General features: G+C 73.0%; 14 protein-coding genes. 2 read left to right on the top strand and 12 right to left on the bottom strand.

What is annotated here, in order from left to right; translation table 11 throughout:
• Window positions 1–32 precede the first annotated feature (32 nt).
• From QYS60_RS04985 to QYS60_RS04935, 11 genes are all read right to left on the bottom strand, one after another.
• The gene (locus tag QYS60_RS04985) at window positions 33–170 is read right to left on the bottom strand and encodes a hypothetical protein (RefSeq protein ID WP_003935784.1); all 138 of its coding nucleotides are present in this window, start codon (window positions 168–170) and stop codon (window positions 33–35) included.
• A 25-nt stretch (window positions 171–195) separates the two neighbouring features.
• Complete coding sequence (locus QYS60_RS04980; RefSeq protein ID WP_003935785.1) at window positions 196–657, bottom strand: SRPBCC family protein; 462 nt, start codon at window positions 655–657, stop codon at window positions 196–198.
• 46 nt (window positions 658–703) lie between these two features.
• A complete protein-coding gene (locus QYS60_RS04975; protein ID WP_289378290.1) occupies window positions 704–2,197 on the bottom strand; it encodes a glutamate synthase subunit beta in 1,494 nt (497 codons plus the stop codon).
• Entirely contained in the window at window positions 2,190–6,686 is a 4,497-nt protein-coding gene (gene gltB / locus QYS60_RS04970; protein WP_289378291.1) for a glutamate synthase large subunit, read from the bottom strand. The genes QYS60_RS04975 and gltB overlap by 8 nt, the downstream gene beginning before the upstream one ends.
• Before the next feature lie 212 nt (window positions 6,687–6,898).
• Window positions 6,899–7,831, bottom strand: coding sequence for a TM2 domain-containing protein (locus QYS60_RS04965; RefSeq protein WP_289378292.1), 933 nt, complete (start codon window positions 7,829–7,831; stop codon window positions 6,899–6,901).
• A complete protein-coding gene (gene lgt, locus QYS60_RS04960; RefSeq protein ID WP_289378295.1) occupies window positions 7,828–8,871 on the bottom strand; it encodes a prolipoprotein diacylglyceryl transferase in 1,044 nt (347 codons plus the stop codon). Before lgt ends, QYS60_RS04965 begins: the two co-directional genes overlap by 4 nt.
• Complete coding sequence (gene trpA, locus QYS60_RS04955) at window positions 8,868–9,677, bottom strand: tryptophan synthase subunit alpha (RefSeq protein ID WP_003935790.1); 810 nt, start codon at window positions 9,675–9,677, stop codon at window positions 8,868–8,870. Before trpA ends, lgt begins: the two co-directional genes overlap by 4 nt.
• Window positions 9,674–10,933: a tryptophan synthase subunit beta gene (trpB, locus tag QYS60_RS04950; RefSeq protein WP_052033944.1), complete on the bottom strand. Its 1,260-nt coding sequence runs from the start codon at window positions 10,931–10,933 to the stop codon at window positions 9,674–9,676. The genes trpA and trpB overlap by 4 nt, the downstream gene beginning before the upstream one ends.
• 124 nt (window positions 10,934–11,057) lie before the next feature.
• Complete coding sequence (gene trpC, locus QYS60_RS04945; protein WP_003935792.1) at window positions 11,058–11,867, bottom strand: indole-3-glycerol phosphate synthase TrpC; 810 nt, start codon at window positions 11,865–11,867, stop codon at window positions 11,058–11,060.
• Window positions 11,868–11,946: 79 nt separating this feature from the next.
• Window positions 11,947–12,633 carry a TIGR02234 family membrane protein gene (locus QYS60_RS04940; protein ID WP_371382566.1) on the bottom strand — a complete coding sequence of 229 codons (687 nt, stop codon included), beginning with the start codon at window positions 12,631–12,633 and terminating at the stop codon, window positions 11,947–11,949.
• On the bottom strand, window positions 12,630–14,213 hold the full coding sequence (locus QYS60_RS04935; protein ID WP_371382565.1) for an anthranilate synthase component I: 1,584 nt from the start codon (window positions 14,211–14,213) through the stop codon (window positions 12,630–12,632). Before QYS60_RS04935 ends, QYS60_RS04940 begins: the two co-directional genes overlap by 4 nt.
• Window positions 14,214–14,271: 58 nt before the next feature.
• Here QYS60_RS04935 and QYS60_RS04930 point away from each other — a divergent pair, with 58 nt between their 5' ends.
• On the top strand, window positions 14,272–14,742 hold the full coding sequence (locus QYS60_RS04930) for a peroxiredoxin (protein ID WP_371382564.1): 471 nt from the start codon (window positions 14,272–14,274) through the stop codon (window positions 14,740–14,742).
• 3 nt (window positions 14,743–14,745) lie between these two features.
• Here the strand turns inward: QYS60_RS04930 and QYS60_RS04925 are convergent, their stop codons facing one another.
• Window positions 14,746–15,513, bottom strand: a complete 768-nt coding sequence (locus QYS60_RS04925; RefSeq protein ID WP_371382571.1) for a dioxygenase — start codon at window positions 15,511–15,513, stop codon at window positions 14,746–14,748.
• 122 nt (window positions 15,514–15,635) lie between these two features.
• Here QYS60_RS04925 and QYS60_RS04920 point away from each other — a divergent pair, with 122 nt between their 5' ends.
• Window positions 15,636–16,694, top strand: a complete 1,059-nt coding sequence (locus tag QYS60_RS04920; RefSeq protein WP_371382563.1) for an NAD-dependent epimerase/dehydratase family protein — start codon at window positions 15,636–15,638, stop codon at window positions 16,692–16,694.
• The last annotated feature ends 9 nt before the right edge of the window (window positions 16,695–16,703 follow it).

Genomic DNA, 16,703 nt, shown 5'->3' with positions numbered 1-16,703 from the left:
CCCCCCCCCCCCCCCCCTTCCCGGTTCCCCGGTCAGTCGCCTGGGGAATTCTCCGCGATCTCCGGGGCGTTCTCCCGTGTCGCCATGCCGCCGTCCTTGCCCTCGTCCACCGGGCCGGGGCGGCCGCCCTTGGGCTCGTCGTCCTCGTCCCTCGACTTCTTCTCCGTCACGACTTCCTCTCCCTCGGGGTTGCGCTCACGAGCCGGGACGATCGACGTCGCCGCGCCAGCCGCCGTCGGCGACGCCGCGCTTCTCGATGAACTCCTTGAAGCGCTGCATGTCGCCCTTGATGCGCAGATCGAGCAGGCCGAGCTTGTCGGCGACGTTCTCCATGACTCCGTCGGGGTCGACATCCATCTGAGCGGTGACCCGCGTGGTGGACTCGTCGAGCCGGTGGAAGGTGATCACACCGGCATGGTCCGGACCGGCATCGGATTTCCACGCGACCCGCTCGTCGGGATGCTGCTCGGTGATCGTCGCGTCGAACTCCCGGGTTCCGCCGGCGACCTTGACGACCCAGTGGGTGTGCGTGTCGTCGATCTGGCGGACCTGCTCGACGCCCTCCATGAAGCGGGGAAACTCCTCGAACTGTGTCCACTGGTCGTAGGCCGTACGGATCGGGACGTGGACGTCGACCGACTCGATGATCGTGCTCATGACGTTCCTTCCTGCCGCGACCGGCGCGGTCGCTCACCAGTGGGGCCTACCCCGTCCGGCGGGGCGGAAAACGCGGGAAGCCCAGGTGCAACGAGCCGGGACGGACCGGCACCGGCAACTCCGACTCCCCCGTCAGGAAGGTGTCCACCCCATGCGCCGCCGCACGCCCCTCGGCGATCGCCCACACCACGAGCGACGCACCACGGTGAGCGTCGCCGCACACGAATACCCCCGGGGTCGCGGTCTGCCAGTGGTCGTCGCAACCGAGGGTGCCCCGCTCGCCGGGGACCAGGCCGAAGGCCTCGAGGAGTGGTCCGCGCTGCACTCCTTCGAAACCGACTGCAAGGAGTGCGAGGTCGCAAGGGATTTCGAAGGTATCCCCGCGGGGGGTGCGGCGCGCGTCCACCTCCGCCAGTTCGAGCGTCCGGACCCGCCCGCCGGACCCGAGGAAGTGCTGCACCGTCACCTCGAACCGGCGGGTCCCGCCCTCCTCGTGTGCCGGTGCCGTCCGCAGCACCCACGGCACGAGCGGCCACGGGGTGACGTCCTCGTCGCGGCGGCCGGGCGGGCGGGGCCGGTAGTCGAGCTGGGTGACGGACCGCGCGCCCTGCCGCAGCGCGGTGCCGAAGCAGTCGGTGCCGGTGTCCCCGCCACCGACGATCACCACGTGCCGCCCGGCGGCGCTGATCGGAGTGGGGCCGTCGCCCGCGCACTCGTGGTTGGCGGCGACGAGGAACTCCATCGCGGGATGCACCCCGGCGAGTTCGCGCCCGGGAACGGGCAGGTCGCGGGCGCGTCCGGCCCCGACCGCGAGAACCACGGCGTCGAATTCGGCCCGCAGAGCGGCGACATCCGGATCGATCCCGGCCTCGGTGCCGGTGCGAAACACCGTGCCCTCGGCGCGCATCTGCGCGAGGCGCCGGTCGACGAGGGCCTTGTCCATCTTGAACGCCGGGATGCCGTAGCGCAGCAGGCCGCCCAGCCGGTCGGCGCGTTCGAGGACGGTCACGGCGTGTCCGGCCCGGGTGAGTTGCTGAGCCGCGGCGAGACCCGCCGGCCCGGAGCCGACGACAGCGACGGGTCTGCCGGTGCGGTGGACCGGGGGACGCGGCGGCACGCGGCCGTCGGCCCACGCCCGGTCGGCGATCGCCCGCTCGATCCGTTCGACGGTCACACCGGCGGCGTGGTCGTCCCGGGCCAGCACGCAGGCGGATTCGCACGGCGCCGGGCACAGCCGGCCGGTGAACTCGGGGAAGTTGTCGGTGGCGTGCAGCCGGTCGGCGGCCTCGGCCCAGCGGTCGCGGCGCACCAGGTCGTTCCATTCGGGGATCAGGTTGCCGAGCGGGCAGCCCGTGCCGGCGCTGTGGCAGAACGGGAGTCCGCAGTCCATGCAGCGGGCGGCCTGTTCCCGGATCGTGCGGAGCTCCTCGTCCGGGGACTGCGCGCGGTGCACCTCGGCCCAGTCGCGCACGCGTTCGTCGGCCGGCCGGCGCGGCGGGTCGCAGCGGTCGTAGCGCAGGAATCCGCGGGGATCAGGCACCGTCGGCTCCGATCGGGGCGGGTCGTTCGCGAGCGGCCGCGCGGATCCGGAGCAGGTCCTCGGGCACCACCGCGGTGAAGCGCCCCGCGCTGTCTGCCCAGTCGGCGAGCAGCTGCCCGGCGACTGCCGATCCGGTGCGTGCGCGGTAGCGGGCGATCAGGTCGCGCACCTGCGTGAGATCGGCGGGGTCGACCGGTTGCAGTTGCACCGAGTCGGTGTTGACGCGGACGGGGTCGAGGTCGAGGACGTAGGCCAGGCCGCCGGTCATGCCGGCGGCCAGATTGCGGCCGGTGGGTCCGAGGATCACGACGCGGCCGCCGGTCATGTATTCGCAGGCATGGTCGCCGGTGCCCTCGCACACGGCATCGGCGCCGGAATTGCGCACGGCGAAGCGCTCTCCCACCCGCCCGTGCAGGAACAACTCGCCGGAGGTCGCCCCGTACAGGACTGTGTTGCCGGCGACGATCTGCTCGTGCGGGTCGAACGGCGCGGACGTGTCGGGGCGCACCACCACGCGCCCGCCGGACAGGCCCTTGGCGACATAGTCGTTGGCGTCGCCGGTGACGGTGAGGGTGATCCCGGCGGGAAGGAAGGCGCCGAGGGACTGTCCGGCGCTGCCGTGCAGGTCGATCCGGATGGTGTCGTCGGGCAGACCCTCGGGGCGCCGCCGGCCGGCGGTCCAGCCGAGCAGGGTGCCGACGGCGCGGTCGCGGTTGGTGACGGTCCCGGTCAGATGCACGGTCCGGTCGTGGTCGAGGGCGGGTCCCGCGCGGGCGATCAGTTCCCGGTCCAGCGGCGCGTCGGGTGGTCCGGCGGCCGGACGGGTGCGGCGGCGCTGCGGGGGCGCACCGAGGGCGTCGGCCGGCAGGGTGAACAGCGGCGCGAGATCGAGGCCGCGGCGACGCCAGTGCGTGAGCGCCGCGTCGGGTTCGAGCAGGTCGACCCGGCCGACGGCGTCGTCGAGGCGGGCCAGGCCCAGCGCCGCGAGTCGCCGGCGCACGTCCGCGGCGACGAACCGGAAGAACTGTTCCACGAATTCTGCTCTGCCCGTGAACTTCTCCCGGAGCTCGGGATTCTGGGTGGCGATCCCGACGGGGCACGTATCGAGATGACACACCCGCATGAGGATGCAGCCGAGGACCACCAGCGGCGCGGTGGCGAACCCGAACTCCTCGGCGCCGAGCAGAGCCGCGATCAGCACGTCCCGACCGGTGCGCAGACCGCCGTCGCACTGCACGGTGATGCGGTCGCGCAGACCGCTCAGCACGAGGGTCTGCTGGGTTTCGGCGAGCCCGATCTCCCACGGGGTGCCGGCGTGCTGCAGGGCGGTGAGCAGGGCGGCCCCGGTGCCACCGTCGTGGCCGGAGATCAGGACCACGTCGGCCTGGGCCTTGGCGACACCGGCGGCGACGATCCCGACGCCGACACCGCTGACCAGCTTGACGTGGATGCGGGCCCGCGGGTTGGCGCACCGCAGGTCGTGGACGAGTTCGGCGAGGTCCTCGATGGAGTAGATGTCGTGGTGCGGCGGGGGGGAGATCAGGCCGACGCCCGTTGTGGCATGCCGGGTGCGGGCGATCCACGGATACACCTTGTGGCCGGGAAGCTGACCGCCCTCACCGGGTTTCGCTCCCTGCGCCATCTTGATCTGGAGGTCGGTCGCGTCGGCGAGATAGCCGGCGGTGACACCGAAGCGTCCGCTGGCGACCTGTTTGACGGCGCTGCGCCGCAGCGGGTCCCCGAGCCGGTCGCGGTCCTCCCCGCCCTCCCCCGAGTTCGAGCGGCCACCGAGCCGGTTCATCGCGACGGCGAGGGCCTCGTGTGCCTCCCCGGAGATCGACCCGTAGCTCATCGCCCCGGTGGCGAAGCGGCGCACGATCTCCTCCTCCGGCTCGACCTCGTCGAGGGGGATCGGCTCCGCGGCGACGGTGCGCAGCAGTCCCCGCAGCGTGGCGCCCGCGGCGGCGAGACGGTCGACCTCGGCGCAGTAGCGCGCGTAGACGTCCGCCCGTCCCGTCCGGGTCGCGTGCTGCAGCAGGAACACCGTCTCGGGGGTGAACAGGTGGGGTTCACCGTCGCGCCGGTACCGGTATACGCCGCCGGCGTCGAGAAGAGTGTCGGCACAACGGTTCCCGAAGGCGTGCCGGTGCCGGCGACGGGCGTCGCGGGCCAGGTCGGCGAGCCCGGCGCCGCCGAGGCGGGAGACGGTGCCGGGCAGGTACTCGTCGACGACCTCCCTGGCGAGGCCGACAGCCTCGAACGTCTGCGCCGCCGTGTACGAGGCGACGGTCGAGATGCCGAGTTTCGCCATCACTTCGCGGACACCTCCGACGAGGGCGCGACGGTAGTTCGCCGCGGCCGCCGCCGGGTCCGTGCCGGGAATGCGCCCGGCGGCCGCGAGTGCGCGCACGGTGTCGAGGGCCACGTACGGGCAGACCGCCGCGGCGCCGAACCCGACGAGTGCGGCCACGTGGTGGACCTCGCGCGCGTCACCGGATTCGGCGATCAGCGCGACGCGGGTGCGCCGCCGGGTGCGGACGAGGTGGTGGTGCACGGCGGAGACGGCGAGCAGCGACGGGATCGGAACGCGGTCCGGACCGCACCCGCGGTCGGTGACGATCAGGATGCCGCGGCCGTCGCCGAGGGCGGCGTCGGCGGCGCGGCGCAGAGCGGCGAGTCCCGCGGCGAGGGCCTCGCCGGGGTCGCCGCCGGCCGCGAAGTGCGCGGGCAGGGCCCGCGAGGCGAGGCCCGGACGCGGCCCGCCCGGGCCGAGCGCCGCGACGGCGGCGAGTTCCTCGCAGTCGAGCACCGGACCGGGAAGTACCAGTTGCCGGCACGACTTCGCGGACGCGTCGAACAGGTTGTCCTCCGGGCCGGCGATGCGCCGCATCGATGTGACGACGCGTTCGCGGATGGCGTCCAACGGCGGGTTGGTGACCTGGGCGAACAACTCGACGACGTAGTCGTAGAGCAGCCGGGGGCGCGGCGACAGCACCGCGGGGGCGATGTCGGCGCCCATCGAACCGAGCGGTTCCGCACCGGTCGCGGCCATCGGTTCGAGCAGCACCTCGAGGTCCTCGCGGGTGTAGCCGAACAGCCGGTGGTCGCGGTCCGGGTCGCGGTCCGCGGTGCGGTTGCCCGCCGGACGGGGCAGATCCGCCAGGTCGATCTGCCCGTCGCGCAGCCACCGGTCGTAGGGGCCGGCAGCGGCGAGGGTGTCGATCAGTTCGTCGGGCGGGACGATGCGCCCGGTGTCGGTGTCGACGAGGAGCATCCGGCCCGGCTCGAGCCGGGCCTTGTGCACGATGTGTTCCGGTGGCACGTCGAGCATTCCGGTCTCGCTGCCGAACAGGACCCGGTCGTCGACGGTGCGGCACCACCGGCCCGGCCGCAGCCCGTTGCGGTCGAGCACGGCACCGAACAACCGGCCGTCGGTGAAGGGCAGGCACGCCGGCCCGTCCCACGGTTCGAGCAGTGCGGCGTGGAAGCGGTGGAAGGCACGGCGCCGGGGATCGAGGTCGGGCGCGTTCTCCCAGGCGGGCGGGACGAGCATGGTCACCGCGTGCGGCAGCGAACGCCCGGCGAGGTGGAGCAGTTCGAGGACCTCGTCGAGGGTGGCGGAGTCGGACATCTCGGGGGTGCAGAGCGGAAACAGGCGGGTCAGGTCGCCGGGGAGCAGGCCGCTGCGCAGGAGCCCCTCCCGTGCGCGCATCCGGTTGCGGTTGCCGCGGATGGTGTTGATCTCGCCGTTGTGGGCGCTGTACCGGAACGGCTGCGCGAGCCGCCACGACGGGAAGGTGTTGGTGGAGAAGCGGCTGTGCACGAGTGCGATCGCGCTGGCGCAGCGCCGATCGCGCAGGTCGGGGTAGAACCCCGGCAGTTGCTGTGCGGTGAGCATGCCCTTGTAGACGACGGTGCGGGCGGACAGCGACGGAAAGTAGACGTCGCCGGTGTGCTCGGCGCGGCGCCGCAACGGATACACCCGCCGGTCGAGGTCCACCCCGGCAGGCCGGGCGCCGCCCGTACCTGCGGCGACGACGAACAGCTGGCTGATGTGAGGGCGGCACGCCTCGGCGGTGCGGCCGAGGCCCGTCGGGTCGACGGGAACCTCACGCCACCCGAGGATCTCGAGGTCCTCCTCGGCTGCGAGCGCGTGGATCCGGTCGCGCGCCGTCGCCCGGGCGCGTGGGTCGCGCGGCAGAAAGCACAGACCGGTGGCGTAGTCCCCGGGCGGCGGCAGCTCGACGCCGGCGACGGCGGCGAAGAGCGCGGTGGGGAGGGCCAGGGTGATGCCGGCGCCGTCCCCGCTGGCGGGTTCCCGGCCGCTGGCGCCGCGGTGGCCGAGGTTGCGCAACGCGGTGAGCGCGTCGGCGACGGTGCGATGTGTGCTGCGGCCGCGCAGGTCGACGACCGCGCCCACGCCACAGGAATCCGATTCGCGGGCGGGGTCGTAGAGTCCGCGGGCCTCGGGCATCCCGGAATGCCGCACCGGTCCACCTCCACGTCGCCGGTGTGGGGCGACGTCACGCGTCGTCGGATGAGCGGCCCCGACGGGGTCGCCACGACGGGCGTGCGCTGCGGTGCGGGTGGCCGGACCAGGTCCGCCCGACGATCGAACCGGGGATCGGTCCCGGTGGCGGTCAGTCTACGCGCGCGGCGGCCGGCCGCGCGAGATGCGCGCCCGGCCGCCGGACGGGTGGGTCAGGGCCGTAGCGGACGGCCGTCGGAGTCCCGGACGCTACCGGTGAGCATCATGATCCCGTCGATGACGGACCACACCCAGATCACCGGCATGATCACGAAGCCGATCAGGACGATCGCCAGCAGGCCACCGATCCACAGCCCGAGCAGCTGGATGAGGCCGACAGCGGTGCTCCCGAGGTAGAGCCGACCGACACCGCAGATCCCGACGAAGGGAAGCAGCAGTTGCAGCAGGCCCGCGGTGGTCTTCGACTTGTCCGAGTACGGTTCGCCGGTCGCCGGGTCCCGTCCGTACGGGGCGGAGGGATCGCCGTAGGCACCGTATCCGGGTGCCCCGTAGCCGGAGGGCCCGTAGCCGGAGGGCCCGTAACCCTGCGAGGAGGGCGGTGGGTACTGCGGGGCGCTCTGGAACTCCGGGGCGCTCTGGAACTGTGGGTCGGGCGTGCCGTAGACGGGGCCGGTGCCGCCGTACTGTCCGCCGGTCTGTGCCTCGGACTCGTGCGCGGTGCCGTACTGCTGCGCATCGCTCGACGGCGGCGGATAGCTCGGCGTGGTGCCCCAGCCCGGGCCGTTGCCCATGCCCGCATAGGTGTTCCAGCCCGGTCCCGCCGTACCCCAGGTGGACGCGGTCGACTCGGTGGTGGGCGGCGGAACGGACAGCGACGCCTGAGCGGTCGGATCGTAGTCGGCGGTGCCCCCGAACGTGGGCAGTTCCTCTGTGGAGGACGGCTCGCCGGTGCGTGGTGCGGCGCCCGCACCGGCCGCGGGAGCGTCCGCGGCGTCGGACTGTTTGCGCAGGTCCGGTCCCGCGGAGGTCTCGTCCTTCTTCCGCAGATCCGGGCCCGTGGGCTCCGGGGATCCCGGATCGGAGGTGGGCTCCGGGGATCCGGCGTGGGATGTGGGCTCCGGGGATCCCGGGTCGGATGTGGTCACGACTTGTCCCCTTCGTTCTCGCTGCGCATGCCTGACTCGACCTTACCGCCGGCCTCGGCCGGTGCCACGGACCCGGGCGCACCGTCGCGGTGCTCGTCGTCGGGGGTCCCGGCGGCGCCACCGGCCGCGGCGGCCTCGGCTGCGCGGCCGGGACGGCGGGATTTCAGTTCCTCCGGCGCTTCCCGGCCCTTGCGCGCGACGACGACGTAGGCGAGGGCGAGGGCGAACACGATGGCGGAGGTGAAGGAGTTGATCCGGATCCCGGCGATCTCGGTGGCCGGATCGGACCGCATGAGTTCGACGAAGAACCGGCCCGCGCTGTATCCGGCCACGTAGAGCGCGAACAGCCGGCCGTGTCCGATGCGGAATCGCCGGTCGACGAGCACGAGCAGCAGCACGACGAGCAGATTCCACACCAGCTCGTACAGGAACGTCGGGTGCACCACCGCTGCGACCTGCCCGGTGGAGATTCCGTCGATGAGGTCCGGGCTGGTGAGTCCCGCGTCGTTGCGGCGCTCGTAGATCTCGAGGCCCCACGGCACGGTCGTCTCCCGGCCGTAGAGTTCCTGGTTGAACCAGTTGCCGAGCCGGCCGATGGCCTGTGCCAGCAGGATCGCCGGGGCCAGCGCGTCACCGAAGGCGGGCAGGGGGATGCCGCGGCGACGGCACCCGATCCAGGCACCGACCCCGCCGAGGGCGACCGCCCCCCAGATTCCCAGCCCGCCCTGCCAGATCTTCAGCGCGTCGACCGGGTCGGCGCCCGCAGCGAAGTACTTCTGCCAGTCGGTGGCGACGTGGTACAGGCGTCCACCGATCAGGCCGAACGGAACGGCCCACACCGCGACGTCGAGCACGGTGCCGGGCTCACCGCCGCGGGCGACCCAGCGGCGGTCGCCCCAGAAGATCGCGACGACGATCCCGACGATGATGCACAGGGCATAGGCCCGCAGCGCGATCGGCCCGAGGTACCACACCCCCTGTGGTGGACTGGGCAGATACGCCAGGACGGTGGCGGCGGCGGGTACGGCGGTGGAGGTCACGTGGCCACGCTAGCCGAGCGCACGCCCTCCGCGAGTTCCGTGGTGAGGGCGCGCAACGCGTCGGCGCCCTGCGCCACGGCGGCCACCAGCGCCGAGCCGACGATCACCGCGTCGGCGTAGGCGGCGATCTGGGCGGCCTGGTCCCGCGACCGCACACCCAGGCCCACACCCACGGGAATCTGCGAGTGTTCGCGCACCCGGGCGACGAGTTCGGGCGCCATGTCGGAGACGGCGTCGCGGGCGCCGGTCACGCCCATTGTGGAGGTGGCGTAGACGAATCCGCGGCAGGAGTCGACGGTCGTGGCGAGGCGCTCGGCGGTCGAGGACGGGGCGACGAGGAAGATTCGGTCGAGCCCGTGCCGGTCCGCGGCCGCGATCCACTGCGCTGCCTCGTCGGGGATGAGATCCGGGGTGATGATGCCCAGTCCCCCGGCGGCGGCGAGGTCGCGGGCGAACTCGTCGATCCCGTACTTGAGGACGATGTTCCAGTAGGTCATCACGACGGCGTGGCCGCCGGCGGCGGCGACGGCCTCGACGACCCGGAACACGTCCCGCACCCGGAAGCCCGCCGTGAGCGCCTCGTCGGCGGCGGCCTGGATGGTGGGGCCGTCCATCACCGGGTCGCTGTAGGGGATGCCGACCTCGACGATGTCGCACCCGGCCTGCACGAGCGTTTCGAACGCCTCGATCGAGCGCGGCAGGTCGGGGTATCCGGCGGGGAGATAGCCGACGAGCGCGGCCCGGTTCTCGGCCTTGCATCGGGCGAAGACCTCGCCGAGGCGGGACTGCGACTGCTGGGCGCTCACTGCGCGGATCCTTCCGTCGTGTCGGGGGTGGCGGGGTCGGCGGGAAGGAGCCCGAACCACCGCGCGGCGGTGTCGACGTCCTTGTCGCCGCGGCCGGACAGATTGACCAGTACGATCGCGCCGGAGCCGAGTTCGCGGCCCAGTTTCAGGGCTCCGGCGACGGCGTGCGCCGACTCGATGGCGGGAATGATGCCTTCGGTGCGCGAGAGCAGCGAGAACGCGTCCATGGCCTCGGTGTCGGTGACGGGCCGGTAGTCGGCGCGGCCGATGTCCTTGAGGTAGGAGTGCTCGGGTCCGACGCCGGGGTAGTCCAGGCCGGCGGAGATCGAGTGGGACTCGATGGTCTGCCCGTCCTCGTCCTGCAGCAGGTAGGAGTAGGCGCCGTGCAGCGCGCCGGGCGTGCCGCCGGTGATGGTGGCGGCGTGCCGGCCGGTGTCCACACCGTCGCCGCCGGCCTCGAAGCCGACCAGGCGGACGCCGGGGTCGTCGATGAAGGCGTGGAAGATGCCGATGGCGTTGGATCCGCCGCCGACGCAGGCGGTGACGGCATCGGGCAACCGTCCGGTGAGCGCCTGCACCTGTGCGCGCGCCTCCAGGCCGATGATCCGCTGGAAGTCGCGCACCATCATGGGGAACGGGTGCGGTCCGGCGGCGGTGCCGAAGCAGTAGTAGGTGTTGTGGGCGTTGGTGACCCAGTCACGCATCGCCTCGTTGATCGCGTCCTTCAGGGTGCGCGAGCCGCTGGTGGCGGCGACGACCTCGGCGCCGAGCAGGCGCATCCGGGCGACGTTGAGCGCCTGTCGTTCGGTGTCGACCTCGCCCATGTAGACGACGCAGTCGAGGCCGAGCAGCGCGCAGGCGGTGGCGGTCGCGACGCCGTGCTGCCCGGCGCCGGTCTCGGCGATGACCCGGGTCTTGCCCATCCGCTTGGCGAGCAGGGCCTGCCCGAGCACGTTGTTGATCTTGTGTGAGCCGGTGTGGTTGAGATCCTCGCGCTTGAGCAGGATCCGGGCGCCGCCGGCGTGGTCGCTCAGCCGTTTGGCCTCGTACACCGGGGAGGGCCGGCCGGTGTAGTCGCGCTGCAGCCGGTCGAGTTCGTCGAGGAACCCGTTGTCGACCCGCGCCTTGTCGTATTCGGCGGTGACCTCCTCGATGACCGCCATCAACGCCTCGGGGACGAACCGCCCGCCGAAGACCCCGAAGTGGCCGCCGGGGTCGGGTTCGTGCGCGCTGTGCTCGGCCACTGCGGCGCTCATGCGGGGCAGACCGCGGCCCTTGGCGGAAAGTACGGGATCGTCTGTGCTCACCCGTCCAGTCTGCCCCAACCTCGACCCCGCCTCGTCGCCGGGTCCGGCCCGTCGGCGGTGTACGGGAATGCGCTCAGCGCGCGGGCTTGGGGCAGGACGGATGGGTGCCGGCGGTGACCAGTTCGGCAACCGCGTGGCGCGGGTCGCCGCTGGTCACCAGACCCTCGCCGACGAGCACCGCGTCGGCGCCCGCGCCGGCGTAGGTGAGCAGATCGGAGGGACCGCGCACACCGGACTCGGCGATCTTGACGACCTCGGTCGGCAACCCCGGTGCGATCCGGGCGAACGTGCTCTTGTCGACCTCGAGGGTCTTGAGATTGCGGGCGTTGACCCCGATGACGGTGGCGCCGGCCTCGAGCGCCCGGTCGGCTTCCTCCTCGGTGTGCACCTCCACGAGTGCCGTCATCCCGAGGGATTCGACCCGGTCGACGAGCGAGTGCAGCACGGGTTGCTCGAGGGCGGCGACGATGAGCAGCACGATGTCGGCGCCGTGCGCACGCGCCTCGTGGATCTGGTACGGCCCCACGATGAAGTCCTTGCGCAGCACCGGGATCCGCACCGCGCGCCGCACGGCGTCGAGGTCCTCGAGGCTGCCCTGGAACCGGCGCTGCTCGGTGAGCACGCTGATCGCGCGGGCACCGCCGGCCTCGTAGGCCTTGGCGAGTTCGGCGGGATCGGTGATGTCGGCGAGCGCACCCTTCGACGGGCTCGCCCGCTTGACCTCGGCGATCACGGCGATTCCCGGCTCGAGCAACGCGGCCTTGGCGTCGAGGGACGGGGGCGCGGCGGCGGCCGCGGCCTTGACCGCAGCGAAGTCGAGGACCGCTTCCCGGGCGGCGACGTCGGCGCGCACCCCTTCGAGTATCGAGTCGAGAACAGTCATCGTGGCTCGAAGTCCTTTCGCCCCTGTCAATCCGATGTGAGGAAGCTCATCGGAGTTTCTTGAAGGGTAGTGTGCGCCCTCACCGACCCGTCCGGCGGGTCCCCGAATCGTCGGTGCCGCCCTCCCCGCCTCGATCGGTGGACCGGTCGTCGGCGGCATCGACCGTGGGGTCCTCGCCCGCGTCGAGCGCGTCCCACAGCGTGCGTTCGGTGACCGGCTCGTCGGCGGTGTCCCGGCGGGCCGTGGCCTCCCGGCGGGCGGCGGGGCTGTCGTAGCGCGACGACAGCCCGGCCCGCGCCCGCGGGGTGCGCCACACCTGCACCGCGGCGGCCAGCGCGGCCACGGCGCCGGCCAGGGCGAGCAGCGCCGGGCCGGTGGTGACCGAGAGGGAGGTGACCTCGGCGCGTACCGGCAACTCGGCGATGCGCGCCGCGGTCGCGTCGTCGGCGCTTCCGGTGAGCAGTCCCACCGCCGGGACGGCGGCGGCGACTGCGACCACCGCGACGAGCACCGCCAGAACCCGCAGCGCCCACCCGCGCACCGCGAAGGACGCCGCGACCGCCGCCAGCAGCGCCAGGGCGAGCGGGGTCAGCGCAGCTGCCCACGTGCCCCCGGCGAGTTCGATGACCCGGTCCTCACCGAGGCCGTCGGAGGAGGTGACGGTCACCCAGGTCAGGCGGCTCGCACCCCACAGCGCGGCGGCGGCGGTCGCGAGCAGCGCGGCGATCACGCCGCGGCGCCGCCCCGAGGTGCCGGGAGCGCTCACCGCCGGTCCCCCTCGTACGGGGTGAGGGTGCCGGCGGCGGCGACGGCGGAGAGCACCGCCATGGCCTTGTTGCGCGCCTCGGTGTCCTCGTAGACCGGGTCGGAGTCGGCCACGACGCCGGCACCGGCCTGCACGTAGGCGACGCCGTCCTTGACCAGGGCGGACCGGATCGCGATGGCGGTGTCGGCGTCACCGGCGAAGTCGAGGTAGCCGACGATGCCGCCGTAGATGCCGCGCCGGGTCGGTTCGAGCTCGTCGATCAGCTCCATCGCCCGCACCTTGGGGGCACCGGACAAGGTGCCGGCGGGAAAGCACGCGGTGACCGCGTCGAGGGCGTGCCGGCCTTCGGCGAGGCGGCCGGTCACGGTCGAGACGAGGTGCATGACGTGGCTGTAACGCTCGATGTGCCGGTAGTCGTGCACCTTGACCGTGCCGGGCTCGCACACCCGCCCCAGGTCGTTGCGACCGAGGTCGACGAGCATGAGGTGCTCGGCGTTCTCCTTCTCGTCGGCGAGCAGGTCCTTCTCGAGCAGGATGTCCTCCTCCTCGCTGGTGCCGCGCCAGCGGGTGCCGGCGATGGGATGGGTGGTGGCGACGCCGTCGGCGACGGTCACCAGCGCTTCCGGGCTCGAGCCGACGACGGAGAACGCGGTGCCGCCGTCGCCGTCGGGGACGTGCATGAGGAACATGTACGGGCTCGGATTCGAGGCCCGCAGCATCCGGTACACGTCGATCGGCGCCGCGTGGCAGTCGATCTCGAAGCGCTGGGACAGCACCACCTGGAACGCCTCGCCGGCCTCGATCTCGCCGATGAGCCGGCGCACGTCGGCGCCGAAGCTGTCGGTGGTGCGTTGGCGCCGGTAGTCCGGGGCGGGGCGGTCGAACGTCGAGACGGTCGACGGGGCCGGCGCGGCCAGCGCCGCGGTCATCCGGTCCAGCCGGGTGACGGCGTCGTCGTATGCCTCGTCGACGCGCTCGTCGGAGCCGTCCCAGTTGACGGCGTTGGCGATGAGGGTGATCGCGCCCTCGTGGTGGTCGACGGCGGCGAGGTCGGTGGCGAGCATCATCACGGTCTCCGGGACGTGCAGGTCGTCGACTGCGTGCTCGGGCAGCCGTTCGATCCGGCGCACGACGTCGTAGCCGAGGTAGCCGACCATGCCACCGGTGAGCGGGGGCAGGCCGTGCAGCCGCTCGGTGTGCAGCAGCTGCAACGTCTGCCGCAGCACGTCGAGGGGGTTGCCGCCGGTGGGGGCACCCGCGGGCACGTGCCCGTACCAGGTGGCCTCGCCGTCGACCACGGTGAGCGCGGCGGGGCTGCCCGCGCCGATGAACGACCACCGGGACCAGGACCGGCCGTTCTCTGCGGATTCGAGCAGGAAGGTGCCGGGCCGGTCGGCGGCGAGCTTGCGGTACGCCGACAACGGAGTCTCCGCGTCGGCCAGGACCTTGCGGGTCACGGGGACGACCCGGTGCTCGGCGGCGAGGAGCCGGAACTGCTCGCGGGTGGTGGTGGGGTCGGGTCGGCCGCCCTCGGTGGGGTCGGACGCCGCTGCGGGGATGGTGGTGGGCTCGCCGGACATGGCGCCCATCATCCCAGGGCCTGCCGCGGCGAGCGCGGTCGCGGTAGCGTCACCCGACATGAGAGCCGGTGACACCGCGCCCGATTTCACGGTGAACGACCAGGACGGGCGTCCGCGGACCCTGTCCGCGCTGCTGACGGACGGGCCGGTGGTGCTGTTCTTCTACCCGGCCGCGTTCACCCCGGTGTGCACGGCCGAGGCGTGCCATTTCCGGGATCTGGCGGCCGAGTTCGCGGCCGTCGGCGCGACCCGGGTCGGTATCAGCACCGACCCGGTGGACCGGCTGGGCGCATGGTCGACGCGCCAGTCGTTCGACTTCCCGTTGCTGTCCGACCCGGACGGCGAGGTGGCAGCCCGGTTCGGGGTGCGCCGGGGGCTGCTCGCCCGGCTGTCGCCGGTCAAGCGGACCACGTTCGTGCTGGACACCGACCGCACGGTGCTCGCGGTGATCGCCAGCGAGGTGCGCCCCGACGTGCACGCGAACCGCGCCCTCGCGGCGCTGCGGGCGCGGCGCGCGGCCCGGGACTGACGATCAGTCCACCTGGACGGAGCGCTTGGCCAATCCCATCCAGAACCCGTCGATCACCTGCCGGGGTGCCTGCTCCGGATCGCTCGATGCGCCGAGGGTGACGAACAGTGGGGCGAAGTGCTCGACCGTCGGGTGGGCGTACGGCATGCCGGGCGCCCGGGTGCGGAAGTCGAGCAGACCGTCGACGTCCCCGGCGGCGAGCCGCTCGGCGGCCCAGGCGTCGAACTCGGCGGACCAGCCGGGCGCGGCGGCCTCGGGACGCGGGTCGCGCAGGAACGGCAGGCCGTGCGTGGTGAAGCCGGAACCGACGACGAGCACGCCCTGCTCCCGGAGAGGACGCAGCCGCGCGCCGAGCGTGAGCAGCCGTGCCGGATCGAGGGTGGGCAGGGAGATCTGCAGGACCGGGATGTCCGCATCCGGGTACATGACGGTGAGCGGCACGTACGCGCCGTGGTCGAGTCCGCGGTGCGGCTGCTGCACGACCGGTTCGCCGTCGGGCATCAGCGCGGCCACCGTGCGGGCGAGGCCGGGGGCACCGGGCGCCGGGTAGGTGACCTCGTAGAAGCGGCGGGGGAAGCCGCCGAAGTCGTACACGAGCGGGGTGCCGGTGGTGGTGGCACCGATCGTCAACGGTGCGGACTCCCAGTGCGCGGAGACCACGAGGATCGCGGTGGGGGTCGGCAGGTCGGCAGCCCAGCGCTGCAGCTGCGCCACCCACGCAGCACTGTCGACGAGGGGCGGTGCCCCGTGGCTGAGGAACAGGGCGGGCATGCGGCTCACACGAACTCCTAAAGTTGAAGCTTCAACCATGCTACCCGATGCAGCGTCGGCGGCCTCCATAATGTTCCCGGCCGGCGGGGATGGATCGACGAAGGCGCGGGTATCCCCCGCTCATGACCGGAATACAGGGCCCGAAGGTGGTCGTCACGGGCGCGACCGGAAACGTGGGCACCAGCGTCACGGCGGCACTCGCCGCCCAGGAGACCGTCGGGTCGGTGGTCGGCATCGCCCGCCGCCCCACCGACCTGCGCTGCCCCAAGACCGACTTCGTGGTCGCCGACGTCGTCCACGACAATCTGCACGAGCTGCTGCGGGGTGCCGACGCGGTCGTCCACCTGGCCTGGCTCTTCCAGCCCACCCACAAACCCGAGATCACCTGGCGCAACAATGTTCTCGGATCGATCCGGGTGTTCGAGGCCGCCGCCGCGGCGGGCGTCCCCGCCGTGGTCCACGCGTCGTCGGTCGGCGCCTACTCGCCGGGACCACAGCACGAACGGGTCGACGAACGCTGGCCCACCCACGGCTGGCCCGGCGCGGCGTACCCGCGGGAGAAGGCGTACCTCGAACGCTGGCTCGACGCGTTCGAACTGCGGCACCCCGACCTCCGCGTGGTCCGGATGCGGCCCGGGTTCATCTTCAAGCGCGAGTCCGCCACCGCCCAGCGCCGATTGTTCGCCGGACCGTTCGTCCCCGGCCGCCTCGTCCGCGCCCTGCCCGTCGTCCCCCGCACCGCCGGGCTGCGGATGCAGGTACTGCACACCGAGGACGCCGCCGACGCGTACGTGCGGGCCGTGCTGCGGCCGGTGCGGGGCGCCTTCAACCTCGCCGCCGAACCCCCCGTCGACGCCGAGACCCTCGCCGAGATCCTCGGCGCCCGCACGGTGCCCGTCCCGGCCGCGGCGCTGCACGCCGCCGTCGCCGCCGCCTGGCACGCCCGGCTCGCCCCCGCCTCCCCCGGGCTGCTCGACACCGTGCTGCGGCTGCCGCTCATGGACTGCACCCGCGCCCGCACCGACCTCGAGTGGGTCCCTCGGTTCTCCCCCCGCGCCACCCTCGAGGAGTTCGTGACGGGCCTGCGCGACGGCGCGGGACTGCCGACGCCGCCACTGACGGCGGACAGCGTGGGCGGCCGACTGCACGAGGTCGCCACCGGCATGGGACGGCGCCCCTGACCGTCGGCT

Source organism: Rhodococcus sp. GXMU-t2271, assembly GCF_041414735.1.
Lineage (GTDB): Bacteria > Actinomycetota > Actinomycetes > Mycobacteriales > Mycobacteriaceae > Rhodococcus > Rhodococcus indonesiensis.
Note: the sequence above shows the minus strand (reverse complement) of the source record. Positions and strands in the feature narration are given on the sequence as shown.

What these genes read in the sequence shown, in the direction of transcription:
- QYS60_RS04980 (WP_003935785.1), bottom strand. Translation starts at nt 657, where the DNA reads ATGAGCACGATCATCGAGTCGGTCGACGTCCACGTCCCGATCCGTACG.
- trpB (WP_052033944.1), bottom strand. Translation starts at nt 10,933, where the DNA reads ATGAGCGCCGCAGTGGCCGAGCACAGCGCGCACGAACCCGACCCCGGC.
- trpC (WP_003935792.1), bottom strand. Translation starts at nt 11,867, where the DNA reads ATGACTGTTCTCGACTCGATACTCGAAGGGGTGCGCGCCGACGTCGCC.
- QYS60_RS04935 (WP_371382565.1), bottom strand. Translation starts at nt 14,213, where the DNA reads ATGTCCGGCGAGCCCACCACCATCCCCGCAGCGGCGTCCGACCCCACC.
- QYS60_RS04930 (WP_371382564.1), top strand. Translation starts at nt 14,272, where the DNA reads ATGAGAGCCGGTGACACCGCGCCCGATTTCACGGTGAACGACCAGGAC.
- QYS60_RS04925 (WP_371382571.1), bottom strand. Translation starts at nt 15,513, where the DNA reads ATGCCCGCCCTGTTCCTCAGCCACGGGGCACCGCCCCTCGTCGACAGT.
- QYS60_RS04920 (WP_371382563.1), top strand. Translation starts at nt 15,636, where the DNA reads ATGACCGGAATACAGGGCCCGAAGGTGGTCGTCACGGGCGCGACCGGA.